This window comes from Paenibacillus vandeheii (assembly GCF_030433635.1).
GTDB classification, from domain to species: domain Bacteria; phylum Bacillota; class Bacilli; order Paenibacillales; family Paenibacillaceae; genus Paenibacillus; species Paenibacillus vandeheii.
This window is the reverse complement of record NZ_JAROCD010000006.1, coordinates 330,832-346,817: the sequence shown is the minus strand read 5'-3', so window position 1 is coordinate 346,817 and position 15,986 is coordinate 330,832. Positions and strand designations below refer to the sequence as shown.

Genomic DNA, 15,986 nt, shown 5'->3' with positions numbered 1-15,986 from the left:
ACGGATATCATGTAAGCCCAGACATAATAAAGGAGAGACATATGCAATATTCAAAGGGTGAACTGCGCAGAGCACAAACATTGGAACTGATTAAATCGCATGGAAAAATATCGCTGCTAGAGATTGTCCAAACGGTCGGCTGCTCGGAAGCAACCGCAAGACGGGATTTGGACGTGCTGGAAAAAGCGGGCGAGATTATTCGAACCAATGGGGGAGCCATATATGAAGGCAGTCTGACTTCGGCGGTATCGGAGCTGCCTTTTGCAGCAAAACGCGATTTCAGACGGATGGATAAGGAACGGATCGCCGCCACGGCCGCCGCCCTCGTTGAAGAGGGGGACATTATCTGCCTGACGGGAGGTACAACAACGTTCTTTATTGCGAAAGCGCTCAAAAAGCACCGTAATATTACGATTGTCACGAACGCGGTGAATATTGCTTATGAATTGGCTGATGCCGAAGATATTCAGGTCGTGGTCATTGGCGGCGTTATGCGGTCCAAAAGCTACGAATTGTGCGGTCCGCTGGCGGAAAGTGTAATCGACAAAATTAACATTACGAAAATGTTTCTCGGGGTGGACGGAGTAACGCAGAATTTCGGCTTTACGATGCATTCCGAGCTTGAAGCCCGTATAGCCCAATTAACAATGGAACGTTCCAGCGAGGTTTATGCTGTATTCGATCAAAGCAAGGTTGAGAAAAGTGCTTTGTTTACCATTGCTCCCTTGAATCAGGTGACAGGAGTAATCACGAATAAGCAGCCGGAGGGATGGTTTGAGCAAGCGTGTAGGGAGCAGCAGATTGCTATACATACAACTACAGATCGCAATGCTTCTATATGAGTACACCTGATCCTCAACCGCCCCTCTCTTCTGATGCTGGCTAATTTGCAGAACAAGGGAGGATATGCGAATGCATTTTTCCAAGTTTATGCTGATCCTTGCGATGATTTGCGTTGTAATCGCTGAAGCGGGCTGTTCCAGTTCTTCCACTTCTGGCGGCGAACCATCCGCAGACTCGCAAGGCAAGGTGAATCTGGTCTTTTGGAGTCATCAGGAAGACGCCATAGTGGGCGCATACAAGAAATTAATAACCAAATACCAGACCATACACCCCGATGTAAAGATCGAGTATCAGACCTTTCCGTATGATGTGTACAGCCAGAAGCTGAAGGCTTCATTCTCCGCGAAGAAACCGCCCGATATTGCCGAATTCTTCGGCACCTGGGTGCCCGAATATTCCAAGAACGGCCTGCTTGTTGAAATTCCTGATAGTGAAAATGTAAAAAAAGCATACTATGATGCCCCCCTGGGGGGATATTTGCGAGACAAGAAGTTATACGGGCTGCCGCTGGAATACAACATTGAGAACGGTGGCATGCTGATTCATCCGCAAATGCTCAAAGAACAAGGCTTGGATCATCCACCATCAACCTGGACAGAACTTGTGGATTACGCCAAGAAACTAACCGTACGTGAAAGCGATATCATCAAAGTCAAAGGCTTCGATTTTGTATCGGCAGACAATATTACGTTCACTTTCCTATCGCTCATTTTGCAGCAGGGCGCAAGTTTTATGGGTGAAGACGGACATATTAATTTTCACACACCGGAGGCTCAGAAAGCCATGTCCACCCTGGTCTCACTCGTGGCTGATGACAAAGTCGCAGATTTAACCACTTTCGGTGGTGAGCTGGATACCTCTGACTATTTTTTTCAGGGGAAGTCAGCCATGACCTATCGCGGCCCTTGGACGATTGCTGCGGGACAGAACAGCTATAAGGTTGATGATTTTGAATACGTATCCGTGCCTTCCTTTACAGAGAATCCACCTGTTTTTGCTGCTGAATCCGGTTGGGGGCTTGCCGTATCCAAGCAAAGTAAACAGCAGGAGGCTGCACTTGATTTTATCCAATTTATCTCGGAGAAAGACAACCTCTCGACATGGAATACGGACACCTTTACCGTTCCAGCCAAAAAAGAAATTGCCGAAAACCCGGAGTTCCTGAAGAACAATCCCCATTTAAAGCCCTCACTGGCTATATTGTCGTTAGGTCAATGGATTGGTCCTATAGCAGACAGGGATTTCTTCTTCAAACAGGTCAACGACAACTTTCAGCTGATGGCTAGTGGACAGCAGAGTGTCGAGGACGGATTGGCGAACATCGAACGGACGATTAACGATAATCAGGATCAACATAAGTGATAGGGGTGCTGGGGCATGAGTACTGCTATATCTACCAACAAGGCGGACAAGGTTAACCCAGCGGCAAAGTCGACAGCCTACAGGGCGAAACGAAGGTTCATCATCATCTCACTCGTACCAATCTTGCTTCTGTTCGGGGTGTTTGCTTTCCTTCCCATCGCATGGAGCCTGGGCTTGTCCGCATTCAAGTATGACCCGCTCAGCTCTAACGCGGTATTTGTTGGGGCGGAGAACTATATCCGGATGTTCCAGGATTCCATATTTCTGAAGTCACTATGGGTAACCTTCAAATTTGTAATTATCGCCGTACTGATCAATATTGTCATTACGCTGTTGATCGCTTCAGCGATTCAGCGAGTCAGCATCCCGTGGCTCAAAAATCTGTTCCGGACCGTATTCTTTCTTCCCACGATTGCTCCACTGGCAGGAACAGCCATCGTATGGAGTACGATGTTCAATTATAATGACGGTTTGTTCAACGTGCTGCTCGCCAAGCTGCATATGGCCCCAATTCAGTGGCTCAGTGATCCGCATTATGCGCTCTATTCCGTCATTATGATGACCTTGTGGGCTGATATTGGCTATAATATCGTTCTTTTCATTGCCGGATTGGATTCCATCCCGGATATGTACTATGAAGCAGCTACACTGGAGGGGGCGGGTCGATGGCATGTCTTTCTTCACATCACACTGCCCTTACTGCGCAGAACGACGCTATTTGTTTCGATCACGACAGTCGTTTCCTATTTTCAGGCCTTCCCGCAATTTCAGATTATGACCAAGGGCGGGCCCTTCAACGAAACACGAGTGCTATCACTGCAAATTTATGAACAGGCATTCTCCAGTTCCAATATGGGGTACGCATCCGCTATGGCAACCGTGTTTCTAATGATCATCCTGCTTGTTACGCTGCTGCAACTGCGATGGGGACGCACACAATGGGAACATTGAGGAGAACAGGAGGAGAAGCCGATGCCGCGTAAGTTAAGTCTATGGGAAGGCGTCACTATCGCAGTTCTTGCAGTCATAGCTTGTATTATGCTTTTGCCTTATGCCTGGATGGTATTGTCATCTCTGAAAAGCAACATGGACATCGTCTCGGGTTCCGGCGGGTTATTTCCAAGTAAGCCGAGTCTGGACGGATACCGAACGGTTTTTAGCGAGGCGCCGTTTGTGACGTGGCTGCTGAACAGTCTGGTGACATCTGTCATCATAACGGTAATCACCTTATTTACCAGTGCTTTAGCCGGATATGTATTTGCCAAACATCAGTTTAAAGGCAAAAAATTGCTATTCATGCTGATCCTGGCAACGATGATGATTCCCTTTCAGGTTATTATGATTCCAACGTATTTGATTACCGCTGAGCTTGGACTGGTTAACCATTTGCTGGCGATCATTTTGCCCAATCTGGTCAGCTCCTACGGTGTATTTCTGGCTAAACAGTTCATTGAAGAGATTCCACAGGAGCTGCTGGAAGCAGCAAGAATGGACGGTTCAGGCGAATTCAGGCTGATGCTTCGCATCGTTATGCCGCTTATTATGCCCATGCTGTCAGCATTGGGGATATTCACGTTCATGAACTCCTGGAATAACTATCTATGGCCGTTGATTGTATTAAATGATGAGAGCAAAATGACCGTTCCGCTGGCATTGGTCTATTTTAACGGAACGCATCAGGTCAACTACAACGTCGTCATGTCAGCTGCGGTACTGATTACGATACCGGTTATTATAGTGTTCCTGATCTTCCAGAAGCAATTTATTAAAGGCCTGGCGATGACAGGTATGAAATAACGGGCGAGGAGAAAAGTGATGACTAAAATCTCAATTATCGGAGCAGGCAGTGCATTTACGCGCGAGATCGCTATGGATATCCTGCTGATTGAAGGCTTGGAGGGTGGCACCATTGCCCTGGTTGATATCGACGAGCGGCGGCTTGAGTTGGCACGCAGACTGGTACTTCAGATCGTGGAACGGACAGGGAAAACGTGGGAGGTAGTCGCCTCCACGGATCGCAGAGAGGTAATCGGCGGTTCACAGTTCGTGATCAACCAAATTGAAGTGGGCGGGCTGGAGACAGTTCGTTATGAATATGAAATTCCGCTGAAATACGGGGTAAAACAATGCATCGGCGATACGTTGGGACCGGGAGGACTGTTCAAGACGCTCCGTACCCTTCCCAGCTGGATGGAAATTGTACGCGACATTGAAGCGCTCTGCCCAGACTGCATCATTCTGAACTATACCAATCCGATGTCTGCGGTTACACTCCTGACTTCCCGCATTACGGACATTCCAGTCGTGGGGCTATGCCACTCGATCCAGAATACGTCGGCTCAACTGGCCGAATATGCCGGAGTTCCTTATGAAGAAATGTCATGGAAAGCTGGAGGGATTAACCATATGTCCTGGTTCGTGGAGCTGTCTCACAGGGGGAAGGATCTGTATCCTGTTCTGTTAGAGAAAATACAAACCACTCCTGAACTGCTGCGGCAGGACCCGGTCCGCTTGGATGCCATGAAGTATTTAGGTGCTTTCGTATCGGAATCCAGCGGCCATTTCTCGGAATATATTCCGTATTACCGAAAACGCCAATCGCTTATTGATCAGCACTGCAGCTCAGGTTATAACGGAGCCACAGGATTCTACGCGGACAATTGGCCAATCTGGCGGAGAGAGAATGATGAGCAGATCGTTTCGCAGCTTGAAGGTACGGTACCGCTTGAGCTTCAATCGAGTAATGAATATGCAGCTATTATCATCGAAGCGGTATTGAAAAATGAGCCGAAGGTCATTTACGGTAACGTTCCAAACCGGGGATTGATTGAAAATTTGCAGCCTGACGGTGTGGTGGAAGTGGCCTGCCTCGTTGACGGGAAAGGCGTTCAGCCTTGCCGCTTCGGAAGACTGCCTGAGCATTTGGCCGCATTGTGCCGCTCGAATATGGCTTTTTTTGACCTGGCTGTGGAAGCTGTACGGAGAAATGACAAGGAAATGGCACGCCATGCACTGATGTTGGACCCGCTAACTGCTGCCGTGTGCTCCCTGGAGGAGATCGGAAGCATGTTCGATGAACTGTACGAGGCGGAACAAGGATTTGTTCCGGCATTGAAATGATGAAGAGACAGGAAACAAGTCCCGTAGTTGTCATCGCTGGCGAGCTAAATGTAGACGTCATTGTATCCGGAACGGATGTGATGCCGGAATGGAATCGGGAGAAAATGGTCGATGGCTTCGAGATTGTACTTGGTTCTTCATCGGCAATCACGGCCTGTGCGCTGGCAAGCTTGGGAGCGGATGTGAGATTCGTCAGCGTCGTAGGGGATGACGATTTCGGAAAGTTCTGTATCGCTGAGTTGCAACGAATGGGCGTGAATACAGAGCATGTAACCCGATTGTCGGGCATCAAGACAGGTGTGACCCTATCCCTTTCCACACCCGTTGACCGCGGACTATTAACGTACGCTGGCAGCATCCCGTTGTTGACTCCGGATTATATTCCAGGGTCACTGTTACAGCAGGCCACGCATCTTCATTTTGGTTCTTATTATTTACAGGATGGAATGAGACCCTATTGGACGGGGCTTTTTACAAAGTTGCGGGCAAACGGGATCAGCACATCTTTTGATACAGGCTGGGATGTATCCAATCAATGGGACCGCGAAGGAATATGTACACTACTGGCGGAGACTGATTTGTTTATTCCCAGCGAGGATGAACTACTGCACATTTTCCCTGCCGACGGGGTAGCCCATGTGCTTGATTCCATGCTTCCTGTCGTGGGGGGAATTGTAGCAGTCAAACAAGGGTCAAAAGGTGCTACATTGCGAGCGCTGGACGGAAGTACAATATCGCGCGGATCTTACACTTTGACTCCTGTCGATACGACGGGAGCAGGCGACTGTTTCAACGCTGGAATCATATACGGATATTTGCTCGGAAAGCGGGGCGACGAACTGCTGCGATTCGCCAATGCATGTGGTGCATTGTCCACGCTTGGCATCGGTGGCACAGGTAGCCTGCCAACGATGGAGGCTGTACTTCATTTGCAAGAAGGGCTTGAATAGTTGAGTCTGGCTTTACTCTGCGCAACCAATTGAAAAAAGGGAGTTGAAGGTATGTTGAAATTCGGTAAAACATTGCTGGTGGGATTAAGTATGGCGGTAGGGATAGGACTTGTTTCAGGGATTGAATGGTCCTCATCCGCTGCCGCAGCAGGCACGGATTACTATGTGGCGACAAGTGGAAATGACTCCAATGCGGGAACGAGCAGCGCACCGTGGAAGACGCTTCAGCACGCAGCGGATGCTGTTCCTGCAGGCAGTACAGTGCATGTTCGCGGCGGTGTATACAACCAGAAGCTGAAGATCACCCGCTCCGGCTCGGCTTCACAGGGACCGATTGTATTCACTAACGATGGCACAGAGGCTCCAATTATTGATGGCACTGGACTTTCCGTTAGCGGAATTGAAGGGTTGATTGACCTGACCGATGTAAATTACGTTACCATTCAGGGTTTTGAGATTCGCAATTATACCACGGCAACCAAGGACGTTATGCCCGTAGGCATCTATGTTCACGGATCAGGCAGCTTTATCAATTTGTCCGGCAACAAAGTTCATGATATCAAAAATACGGCTACACCAACCGGCAGTGACCTGCTGGGCCGGGATGCGCATGGAATTGCCGTATATGGCACAAAAGCCCCTGACTCCATTCACGATATTACAATTAACGGTAACGAACTGTACAATCTCGTCCTCGGCTCCAGCGAATCGCTGGTTTTGAACGGTAACGTAGATACCTTCTCGGTAACTAACAATGTCATTCACGATAACGATAACATTGGCATTGATCTTATCGGTTATGAGGGTAAAGCGCCGAATACGGCTTACGATCAGGTACGGAACGGACTCGTGAAGGGTAACCGGGTATACAATATTTCTTCCAATAATAATCCTTCGTACGGGAAATCACTTCCGAATAACAGCAATGCAGCCGATGGGATTTATGTCGATGGTGGCAAGGACAGTATTATTGAGCAGAACTATAGCTATAACAATGATATCGGTATCGAGATTGCGTCCGAGCATGCCGGTAAATCCACCAGCAATATTACAGTGCGCAGCAATGCAGTCTACAACAACCGACTCACCGGCATTGCTATGGGTGGCTATGATACCAAACGTGGCTCCACAGTAAACTGCAAGATTGTCAACAATACGGTTTACAAAAATGACACGCTTGGCGATGGCAGCGGCCAGCTTTACGTTCAATTCGATACACAAAATAATGTAATTAAGAACAACATTTTTGTAGCCAGTTCCACAGATGTGCTGATCTACAATGAATACACCAAGAATTCTGGAAACGTTGTGGATTATAATCTCTATTTCGCTCCTGCAGGTAGCAGTGAAGCGAGCTGGACATGGAAAAATAAAGACTACACCGGTTTCTCCGCTTACAAAGCGGGAACCGGCAATGATGCACATTCCTTGTTCATCGATCCCAAATTTGTGAATGCTTCAGGATACGATTTCCATCTCCAATCTTCATCTCCAGCGATTGATACCGGGAACACGGACACTGCGATCATCGGAACACTGGATATTGAGGGGAAACCAAGAGTACAGGGAGCTGCTGTAAATATCGGAGCTTACGAGTAAGACCTATAATCGAACGAATGGGAAGATACAAGTATCCGTGATGGACAAAACTTGTTCGATCACTACCGACTCATATGACGAACTGATCCATTTTGTCCGCTGACTCATTAAGTTAACGGGCAGGTCACCTATGTGGCCTGCTCGTTTTTTTTGTGTATCAGTGAATCAAAATGGATTAGAACTAAACCAAATCAAACTCACTCTTGACATCCAAGATAAAGAGCATGATGAGGGCTGAACTTACAATTAGCGAGCTGATCAAGCTCATGCAAGTATCCGTCACCTGTTTGTCCAAAATAAAGAGCATTTGGCTGCACATATTCAGTATTTCTACGCCTACGCCGAAGAGAAAGGGATATCGCTCTCAGGGGCCAATGATCCTGGTAGAACGAACCTATTTGTCCCAGTGTTCACGCTAATATATTGGCATCCTAAATTTATACAATAGTGGAGTTTATTCTGATATAATAGATACTTCATTAATAAGGATGCTGGAAGGAGGTGAAGATAGAAATGGGTAGGCGGGAAGTTGTGTTTTATACTGCTGTCTTTGTCTTTGTGCTTGTGATGCTGTTAAATGACCAATCAATTTTTTGGATTATAGGCCCGGTGCTCATCGCCACTCTTATCGCGTATACCATTCATGAGTTTTATCCTATGGCTTGTGAGAATCGAATGGATCGTGTTGAGAATTTTTTGCGAAGAAATCAGTATAGGCCCTATATCTATATTTGTTATGTGATTGCCAACAGACTGGATGATGAAGTCGAAATCACGATGGAGAAGCTCAGAAACAATTCAACGAAAAAATCTATGCAAGCGATATATCAGGCAGCTTACGGTGTTTACCGCATGGATATATTGTCCGTTCGGCAAGCGGTGCCCAAGATGCGCAGATCGGATTATCGTACATATTACGAAACTTTTTTGCTTATAGAAGAAGGGATGAGCGAGCAAGCCAGGGAGCACCTGAAATCCATTAAAAGACGATGGATGCAATCTGCACTGCTTGCCGAAATTGAACGTAAATTAGGTCATCGTGAAATGGCCATTAAGCATGCTGAAGAAGCAGTGAATGCCACGAACGGTGTCCAGCGTTATATGCTGGTTAAAGAGTATGAAAGATATTATGCAGAAGAAAAACACGTACAATAAATGGATTACCGTAAATGAACTACATTTTGAAGAGTCCATTACAGTTGCTCAACAAATGAATGAAGCATCTGGACAATATCAAGTACATCATTGAATCGCGGTGAACGAAGGAAGAACACATTGCGCCTGAACGCGATGTGTTCTTTTTCTCTACATATGTCGGCATATGTCAGCCCATTCAACGATGTAGAGTTATAAATAAAAAACTAGAATAATATGGAATTATAGGTTATATTGTATACATTCAAGCAAAAGGAGTGAATTTTAAATGTCTAACAAGGTGATTGTGCTTTAGGTCCACGAAAGGATATTTGCGGTTTAGGGATTTCTTTTGTGGACATTGCAATGCGGGAAACCGTCCCATCAATGTTTACTGGAGGAGATCATTATTCATTTTAACGAAGCGGTTCACATTAGCAATACTCACTTAATTGCAAGCGCATCCAAGTTATTTGACCTGGAGGATTACCAAGTTCAGCTTATCCCGCCACATGAGGGCGGGCGGAATATCGTGTACACCTGTGATCGAGAGGATCATGAAACACGAATCCTCCGAATTTCATTTTTACCTGACCGAAACCGTGAAGATTATCTGGCAGAGCTCGAATATGTCCGCTATTTGTATGAACATGGAGCCAGCGTCTCCAATGTCGTACCCTCGAAAATGGGTCATCTGCTCGAAGAGATCGTCTATGATGATCATACGTTCTATGTCTGTATGTTCGTGAAGGCCAAAGGAAAGTTGTTGGTAGAAAACCATTATCAGTACCGGGAAGGGGTTCCTGTTACCGAGTACTACTATAATTGTGGCAAAGTCCTAGGCCAAATGCATCAGCTATCGAAAAGCTATGCCCCCGTTCATCGCAGGCCGCATTTTTCGAACACCTACAATTTGGCGTATATCGAGAGAGTGATCCCTGACTCTTTCCCTTTACTCAGAGACAAGATGATTGAACTTCTTCTAGTGGTAAAAGAATTGGATACGAGCCAGGAGACCTATGGCATGCTCCATTTCGATTATAACGACGGGAATTATTCGATTGATTATGATACAGGCCAAATTACGGTGTATGATTTCGACAATTCCTGTTTCGGTTGGTATATGTGCGACCTCGCAGCGCTGTGGACAAACGGAGTCGGCTGGATTCAATTCGAATCGGATGCAGAGAAACGCAAGCAATTCATGAATGACTATTTCCGAGTCGTACTTGAAGGATATGCCTCCGAAACCGCCATTGCGGATGACATGCTGGAAAAGCTGCCTTTATTTATTCAAGTTACCCTTTTGGAGAATATTCTGGACCGTTTTGAAGTCTTGCAACGTAGCGGAGAGGAAACGGAAGGCGATGACGAGGAACTGTTATATCTGATCAAATGTATGGAAGAAGCCATCCCGTACAAAGGATTTTTCCATGAGATGTATTCCACGGAAGCTCCTTTTGCATATGGGGAACGGTAGGGAAATTCACTTGCAAGCCATGAATAACCAGGTAATTTAATCAAAATGGAGAGGCCGTCGGTATGTACCGATGGCCTCTTTGTTTGGCTTTCGGCAAGCTATTCAATTTGGAAGGCGGCACATGGACGTGTGAACCAGAATATACTCCGTTCATGTTGTGAGCAGACCACTTTTATACAACACAGAGACCACAGCTTCCCTTACCGGGAAACTCGTGGTCTTTTGGCCTTTCTTTCAGCGGATATCATGATGTACCTTATACAGGGCGGCGTTCGACTCATAGTACGAGGTAATAAATGCACGAAACTGCTGAATGGACGGAGATAACATCCGATGTTTTACCCATGACAAGCTGATCGGATATATCGCTGCTTGGTCAGCAATGGATACAAAATGCAACCCCAGATTACGGCAGACGGAAACGGGAAGCAGCGCAACGCCCTGATCCAGCTTGATAATCTCGACCAGTGTAGGGGAATCAACTTCAAAAGCGTGATGGGGAACAAAGCCGGCCTTCTCGCATAACATCGTAGTAAACCGGCTATATTCTTCATTATTGGCAAGGGAAATGAAGGGTGCGCTTGCGACAGCACTTAGAGAAATGTTCTCGTCTCCGCCGTAAGTATGTTTGGATGGCACAACCAAAACGATGTCTTCCTCAACCAGCACACGGCATTCAATCTCTTCATCCTGAATCGGGTGGTGACCGGTGATGCCGAGATCTACGTCTCCTTTTTTCAACTGGGTGATGATGTCACTCCGGCTTGCAATCCCTTGATGAATCTGAGACTCGGAAAAACCTTGAATATATTCACTAATCAGACCAGAGAGAAATCTGGAATTCGAGATCGAGATTCGGATCAACTTGGAAAGCTCATGTTCCTTCTCCTGCATCGCAAGCTTTGCATTCTCAAGTTCAACAAAAATCCGGTTCACATGTTTCAGCAGGATTTCTCCCGACGCATTCAATTCGATATTTCTTCCTTTCCTGTGAAAAAGGGGGGTTCCCAATTCATCCTCCAATCTCTTGATTGTCAGACTAAGTGAAGGTTGGGCAATATTCAACTGTGCGGCCGCTTTGGAGATATGTTCCGTATACGCAACGGTTTGGAAGTATTTAAGCTGGAGCAGTTCCATTTGTTTGCTCTCCTTATTTATTCGAATAAATATATATAGTTCTTATTATGTATTATATTAAATTTGAATATTAATGTAGAATTTTTTTATAAGGTACGGGACACTGACGGCATTACACACTGCCATGCGCGTACTACGAACCGTATTCTTGCAGTTAAACTAACCCTATTTCAAGGCAGGTGTTTTTTGATGAAAATGGATGTGAACAACATAGCCAAAAACCTGAATACTCCTTTAACTGCCCCGGCATATCCGATGCCACCCTATAAATTTGTCAACCGTGAATACCTGAATATCATCTATCGGACAGATGAACAGGCTTTACGCGCGGCAGTTCCCGAACCGCTGGAGATCACCGAGCCTTTGGTGAAATTCGAAGTGATGTGGATGCCGGATGTTTCCGGGCTTGGTGCATACACCGAGGCAGGGCAAGTGATCCCCGTGCAATTTAACGGCGAAGACGGCGATTATGTGCATTCCATGTACGTGGACAATTTTCCGGCGATAGCAAGCGGGAGGGAGCTGACCGCATATCCGAAAAAGCTCGGTGCTCCGAAATTATACACGGATTCCGATACCCTCGTTGGCACGCTGGATTATGGAACACTGCGCGTAGCAACCGCGACGATGGGCTTCAAACATGTAGAGATGGACAAGGAACTTGCGAAAAATGAAATCTGCCGTCCGAATTTTATGATTAAAATCGCTACGGATTATACCGGCAATCTGCGAATCTGTGATCTGATCCGAACTCAAATTACGGATATCGAGGTGAAGGAAGCATGGACAGGACCTGCCCGCTTGCAACTGTTTGAACATGCACTGGCGCCTCTGGCGGATCTGCCGGTACTCGAAGTTGTGTCAGCTTCACATATTCTCACCAACTTAACCTTAAATGCGGCACAGCCTGTATATAACTACCTGGAGAAAAAATAAGGAGGCAACAAAGATGAGAATTGCAATTGTAGGAGCAGGTTCTTTGGGAACCATCGTTGGTGCATATCTGGCGGATGGCGGAATGGATGTTGAGTTAATTGATGCTTATCAGGAGCATGTGAATGCCCTTAATCAGACGGGTGCCAAAGTGACCGGAACAACGGAGTTTCGGGCGAAAGTAAAAGCGATTACCCCTGAGCAAAAGTCAGGGCAATATGATCTCGTGCTGCTGTTGACCAAACAGGTGTATAATGAGTCGGTGCTTCAGGAACTGCTTCCATTCTTGCACGAGGATAGCATGGTATGCTCCCTGCAAAACGGAATTCCGGAGGACAACGTCGCGTCCATTGTTGGGGCAAAACGGGTCATAGCCGGCTCCGTTGAATTCGGTGCTACGTTTATTGAAGCCGGTGTTTCAAGCCTGACCACAGCGTACAATTCATTCAAGCAGTATGCATTCCAGATTGGCGAATTGAACGGAGAGCATACCGATCGGATTCAGCGTGTAAAAGAAGTTCTGGATCTTGTCGGGGGTACACATATCTCCGATAATCTTGTGGGAACCAAATGGTCCAAACTGCTGATCAACAACGCATTCAGCGGTTTGTCGGCAGCACTGAACGGTACGTATGGTGACATTCTGGATCATGAAGCGGGCATTCGAAGTGCTGTTCATATTGCAGACGAAACGATCAAGGTCGGACAAGCGAGCGGGGTTACTTTTGTGAAAATGAACGGATTTGATATCGCCTCACTGGAGCTTCACAATGAATCAGACATTCCTGAACGCATTCAAACCTTGCGTTATGTGATGGAGCCATCGAGATTGCTCAAAGCGAGCATGCTGCAGGATTTGGAGAAAAAACGCAAAACGGAAATTAATTTTATCAACGGAGTGGTTTCAAGCAAGGCGAAAGGAACGGGGATTGCGACACCGTACAATGATTTGGTGGTTCAGTTGGTGCAAGCCGCAGAAGAGGCACAGACCTTACCGCAGTTTGACACTAACATCCAGTCTTTTGAAGAACTGCTTAACGTTCTGAATGCCTAAAGCCTGAATCATCGTTCATTAGCATAAGCAGCAACCGAACGGAACCCGAATGAAGAGGATGTATACCAAAAAGAAGCCTGGCTCGAATCGTTAATCTATCTAAGATTACGGGTTCGGGCCTTTTTTTATCCTATACATAAGAATATAAGAACGTACCTTTACTGCAAAAAAATAACCCCGTGAAAGTCGCTGATGTCGCAGCTTCTCTTATCAGGATTATCCAATATACAACAGGTTTGCGTCTCTGCCTGTTAACGTCTTCGGAACGCTCCACCGCGCGCCAGAGCAAAGAAAATCAGCAGGGCAATGATTGAGCCAACGATCGCGGGTATAATGTGAAATCCACCCACCACTGGGCCCCTCGGCCCCAACAGTTCAGACCCTAACCAGGATCCAATAAAGCCAGCAATGATATTTCCAAGCACGCCTCCCGGTACGTCCCGCCCTATCAGATTGCCGCTTAACCAGCCAATAAGCCCACCGACAATGAGTACCCAGATTAGATACAAGAATTGGTCTCCCTTCCATTGGTTTATTACAAGTTATGTTTCGTTAGGGGGAATGATGCGGATCATCTGAAGATCGATCACTAAACCGTTTCCATTTTAATCCAAGGATAGTAAAATCGGTTGTACCACCAGTAATATGGATGCTGATGCTGATGCAGATGGGGATTGTAGATGACCAGTATAGAAAGGAGACGCTCAGATGTTCATGTTTCGTAGCCCTTTCATCTTAGCCTTGATGATGATGTTTCTGATGTCAGGATTGGCTGCTTGTTCCGATACAGAGCAAGCGGAAGATAAGGCTGCTTCGACAGAGGGGGACTCAACGGAGCAGGTGCAGAGCTTTAGGCTGAATCCGGAAAAACCGGCGTGGAAGCTGGATACCACACCCGTGAACCTAACGTGGTTCGTTGGAGCCGAATGGTACGGGCACACTTGGGGTGAGAGCCTGACTTCCAAATATGTCACCCAAAAAACAGGGGTCAATATCGAATTTGAAGTACCAACCGGTGAACCAAGCGAGATGTTATCACGAATGTTGACGTCCGGTAATCTGCCGGATTTGATGACCATCGGCTCCTGGGAAAGTGCGGTTAACAAGCTTCGGGAGAGCAACCTCATCTATGCCCTGGATGAGCTAGCCAACCAGTATGATCCGTACTTTTACAAGGTAGCAGGTGATGGTGCTCTACAATGGTATCGGCAGGAAGACAGCCATACCTACGTCATTCCCAATGATGCGTACAATCCCGAACAGATGCGTGCAACTGGCTTGACGGGAGCGAATCAAACCTTTCTCGTACGTAAGGATCTGTATGAGTCGATGGGCAAACCGGACCTCAGCACACCGAAAGGTTTTCTAAATGCACTGCAATTGCTGAAGAATCAATATTCTGTCTATAAAGGCCAACTGATTAGTCCTTTTTGGGCACAGGGGAATGCATCCTACGGGATGACCGAATATCTACAAAATCTGCTCGCGATCCCCCATGAACAGAACGGTAAGGTATACGACCGTATTACAGATCCCGATTATATTCAGTGGCTGAAAACATTTCGTACCGCTTACGAGCAAGGCCTGATTAATGTTGATTTTCTGGTCGACTCCAGTGCACAGGTGCAGGAAAAAACCAACCATGCTCAATATTTTATGATGATTCGGGAATGGACAGACATCTCGGATCTCAATTCGAAATTGGCAGTCCGTACGAATCAGAGTTCATACTATATTGCTGTGGATGGACCCCGGAACAGCAGGGGAGAATCCGCCAGACTGTTCCCCGGCAGCATGGATGGCTGGATGGTTACGATGATTAGCAAATCCACTAAAAACCCTGAACGAGCCATCCGCTTCTTGACCTATCTCGCCAGTGAAGAAGGCCAAAGGGATGTATTTCTGGGCAAAGAAGGCGAAACATGGGTGATGAGTAATGGTAAGCCGCAGTTGAAAGCCGATATGGTCCAATTGCTTGATACGGACAGAGAGAGGCTGGAAAAGGAATACGGCATCATGGATACCTACTGGATGCTGCGAAACCCTGCTTTCGTTAACCCGTGGAGACCGGAGAAGGCTCCGTCCATTAAGCAGATGGAGGAGTTCGCCAACAAACAGGCTGATATGGACAGCGGCATCTATAAGGGATTAGATCCTGTAGGGGATTCCGATATAGCGTTAGCCTGGTCCCGTATTTCACAGAATTGGGAGGAAGTACTGCCTGAATTGATAACCGCCAAGGATGAAGCTGCTTTTGATAAGATATTCGAAAATTTCCTAGCCCGCCGTGTGAATTACGGATTTAATCAGGTGATGGAATACCGTCAGGCTGAGCTGGATGCGCGAAAAGCCAAGATGTCGGAATAACCATTCC

The 15,986-nt window shown here is 46.7% G+C and carries 14 protein-coding genes; 12 read left to right on the top strand and 2 right to left on the bottom strand.

The genetic code is table 11. The annotated features are described in order from the left end of the window. Positions 1-41: 41 nt before the first annotated feature. From P5G61_RS14100 to P5G61_RS14060, 9 genes are all read left to right on the top strand, one after another. Entirely contained in the window at positions 42-842 is an 801-nt protein-coding gene (locus P5G61_RS14100; RefSeq protein ID WP_301247118.1) for a DeoR/GlpR family DNA-binding transcription regulator, read from the top strand. Between the two features lie 70 nt (positions 843-912). Next, positions 913-2,205, top strand: coding sequence for an ABC transporter substrate-binding protein (locus tag P5G61_RS14095; protein WP_301247117.1), 1,293 nt, complete (start codon positions 913-915; stop codon positions 2,203-2,205). A 15-nt stretch (positions 2,206-2,220) separates the two neighbouring features. Next, on the top strand, positions 2,221-3,156 hold the full coding sequence (locus P5G61_RS14090; protein ID WP_301247116.1) for a carbohydrate ABC transporter permease: 936 nt from the start codon (positions 2,221-2,223) through the stop codon (positions 3,154-3,156). 21 nt (positions 3,157-3,177) lie between these two features. Next, entirely contained in the window at positions 3,178-4,002 is an 825-nt protein-coding gene (locus tag P5G61_RS14085) for a carbohydrate ABC transporter permease (protein WP_301247115.1), read from the top strand. Between the two features lie 18 nt (positions 4,003-4,020). Further along, the gene (gene melA / locus P5G61_RS14080; RefSeq protein WP_301247114.1) at positions 4,021-5,325 is read left to right on the top strand and encodes an alpha-galactosidase; all 1,305 of its coding nucleotides are present in this window, start codon (positions 4,021-4,023) and stop codon (positions 5,323-5,325) included. Next, positions 5,322-6,275, top strand: coding sequence for a carbohydrate kinase family protein (locus P5G61_RS14075; RefSeq protein ID WP_301247113.1), 954 nt, complete (start codon positions 5,322-5,324; stop codon positions 6,273-6,275). Before melA ends, P5G61_RS14075 begins: the two co-directional genes overlap by 4 nt. Before the next feature lie 51 nt (positions 6,276-6,326). Then, the gene (locus P5G61_RS14070) at positions 6,327-7,874 is read left to right on the top strand and encodes a right-handed parallel beta-helix repeat-containing protein (RefSeq protein WP_301247112.1); all 1,548 of its coding nucleotides are present in this window, start codon (positions 6,327-6,329) and stop codon (positions 7,872-7,874) included. A gap of 501 nt (positions 7,875-8,375) precedes the next feature. Then, positions 8,376-9,029 carry a hypothetical protein gene (locus P5G61_RS14065; RefSeq protein WP_301247111.1) on the top strand — a complete coding sequence of 218 codons (654 nt, stop codon included), beginning with the start codon at positions 8,376-8,378 and terminating at the stop codon, positions 9,027-9,029. Between the two features lie 331 nt (positions 9,030-9,360). After that, positions 9,361-10,488 carry a phosphotransferase enzyme family protein gene (locus P5G61_RS14060; RefSeq protein WP_301247110.1) on the top strand — a complete coding sequence of 376 codons (1,128 nt, stop codon included), beginning with the start codon at positions 9,361-9,363 and terminating at the stop codon, positions 10,486-10,488. Between the two features lie 234 nt (positions 10,489-10,722). Here the strand turns inward: P5G61_RS14060 and P5G61_RS14055 are convergent, their stop codons facing one another. Next, positions 10,723-11,625 (bottom strand): LysR family transcriptional regulator, encoded by a 903-nt coding sequence (locus P5G61_RS14055; RefSeq protein ID WP_301247109.1) that lies wholly within the window; start codon positions 11,623-11,625, stop codon positions 10,723-10,725. Between the two features lie 189 nt (positions 11,626-11,814). On the opposite strand from P5G61_RS14055, the gene P5G61_RS14050 reads away from it, so the two are divergent. After that, complete coding sequence (locus P5G61_RS14050; RefSeq protein WP_301247108.1) at positions 11,815-12,561, top strand: acetoacetate decarboxylase; 747 nt, start codon at positions 11,815-11,817, stop codon at positions 12,559-12,561. Between the two features lie 13 nt (positions 12,562-12,574). After that, the gene (locus tag P5G61_RS14045) at positions 12,575-13,612 is read left to right on the top strand and encodes a ketopantoate reductase family protein (protein WP_301247107.1); all 1,038 of its coding nucleotides are present in this window, start codon (positions 12,575-12,577) and stop codon (positions 13,610-13,612) included. Between the two features lie 251 nt (positions 13,613-13,863). On the opposite strand, the gene P5G61_RS14040 is transcribed toward P5G61_RS14045, so the two are convergent. After that, positions 13,864-14,121 (bottom strand): GlsB/YeaQ/YmgE family stress response membrane protein, encoded by a 258-nt coding sequence (locus P5G61_RS14040; protein ID WP_301247106.1) that lies wholly within the window; start codon positions 14,119-14,121, stop codon positions 13,864-13,866. A 199-nt stretch (positions 14,122-14,320) separates the two neighbouring features. Here P5G61_RS14040 and P5G61_RS14035 point away from each other — a divergent pair, with 199 nt between their 5' ends. After that, positions 14,321-15,979 carry an extracellular solute-binding protein gene (locus P5G61_RS14035; RefSeq protein ID WP_301247105.1) on the top strand — a complete coding sequence of 553 codons (1,659 nt, stop codon included), beginning with the start codon at positions 14,321-14,323 and terminating at the stop codon, positions 15,977-15,979. The last annotated feature ends 7 nt before the right edge of the window (positions 15,980-15,986 follow it).

Bases quoted from the DNA above. Each gene is read 5' to 3' on its own strand.
- P5G61_RS14100 (WP_301247118.1), top strand. From the start codon at position 42: ATGCAATATTCAAAGGGTGAACTGCGCAGAGCACAAACATTGGAACTG.
- P5G61_RS14095 (WP_301247117.1), top strand. From the start codon at position 913: ATGCATTTTTCCAAGTTTATGCTGATCCTTGCGATGATTTGCGTTGTA.
- P5G61_RS14090 (WP_301247116.1), top strand. From the start codon at position 2,221: ATGAGTACTGCTATATCTACCAACAAGGCGGACAAGGTTAACCCAGCG.
- P5G61_RS14085 (WP_301247115.1), top strand. From the start codon at position 3,178: ATGCCGCGTAAGTTAAGTCTATGGGAAGGCGTCACTATCGCAGTTCTT.
- melA (WP_301247114.1), top strand. From the start codon at position 4,021: ATGACTAAAATCTCAATTATCGGAGCAGGCAGTGCATTTACGCGCGAG.
- P5G61_RS14075 (WP_301247113.1), top strand. From the start codon at position 5,322: ATGATGAAGAGACAGGAAACAAGTCCCGTAGTTGTCATCGCTGGCGAG.
- P5G61_RS14070 (WP_301247112.1), top strand. From the start codon at position 6,327: ATGTTGAAATTCGGTAAAACATTGCTGGTGGGATTAAGTATGGCGGTA.
- P5G61_RS14055 (WP_301247109.1), bottom strand. From the start codon at position 11,625: ATGGAACTGCTCCAGCTTAAATACTTCCAAACCGTTGCGTATACGGAA.
- P5G61_RS14050 (WP_301247108.1), top strand. From the start codon at position 11,815: ATGAAAATGGATGTGAACAACATAGCCAAAAACCTGAATACTCCTTTA.
- P5G61_RS14045 (WP_301247107.1), top strand. From the start codon at position 12,575: ATGAGAATTGCAATTGTAGGAGCAGGTTCTTTGGGAACCATCGTTGGT.
- P5G61_RS14035 (WP_301247105.1), top strand. From the start codon at position 14,321: ATGTTCATGTTTCGTAGCCCTTTCATCTTAGCCTTGATGATGATGTTT.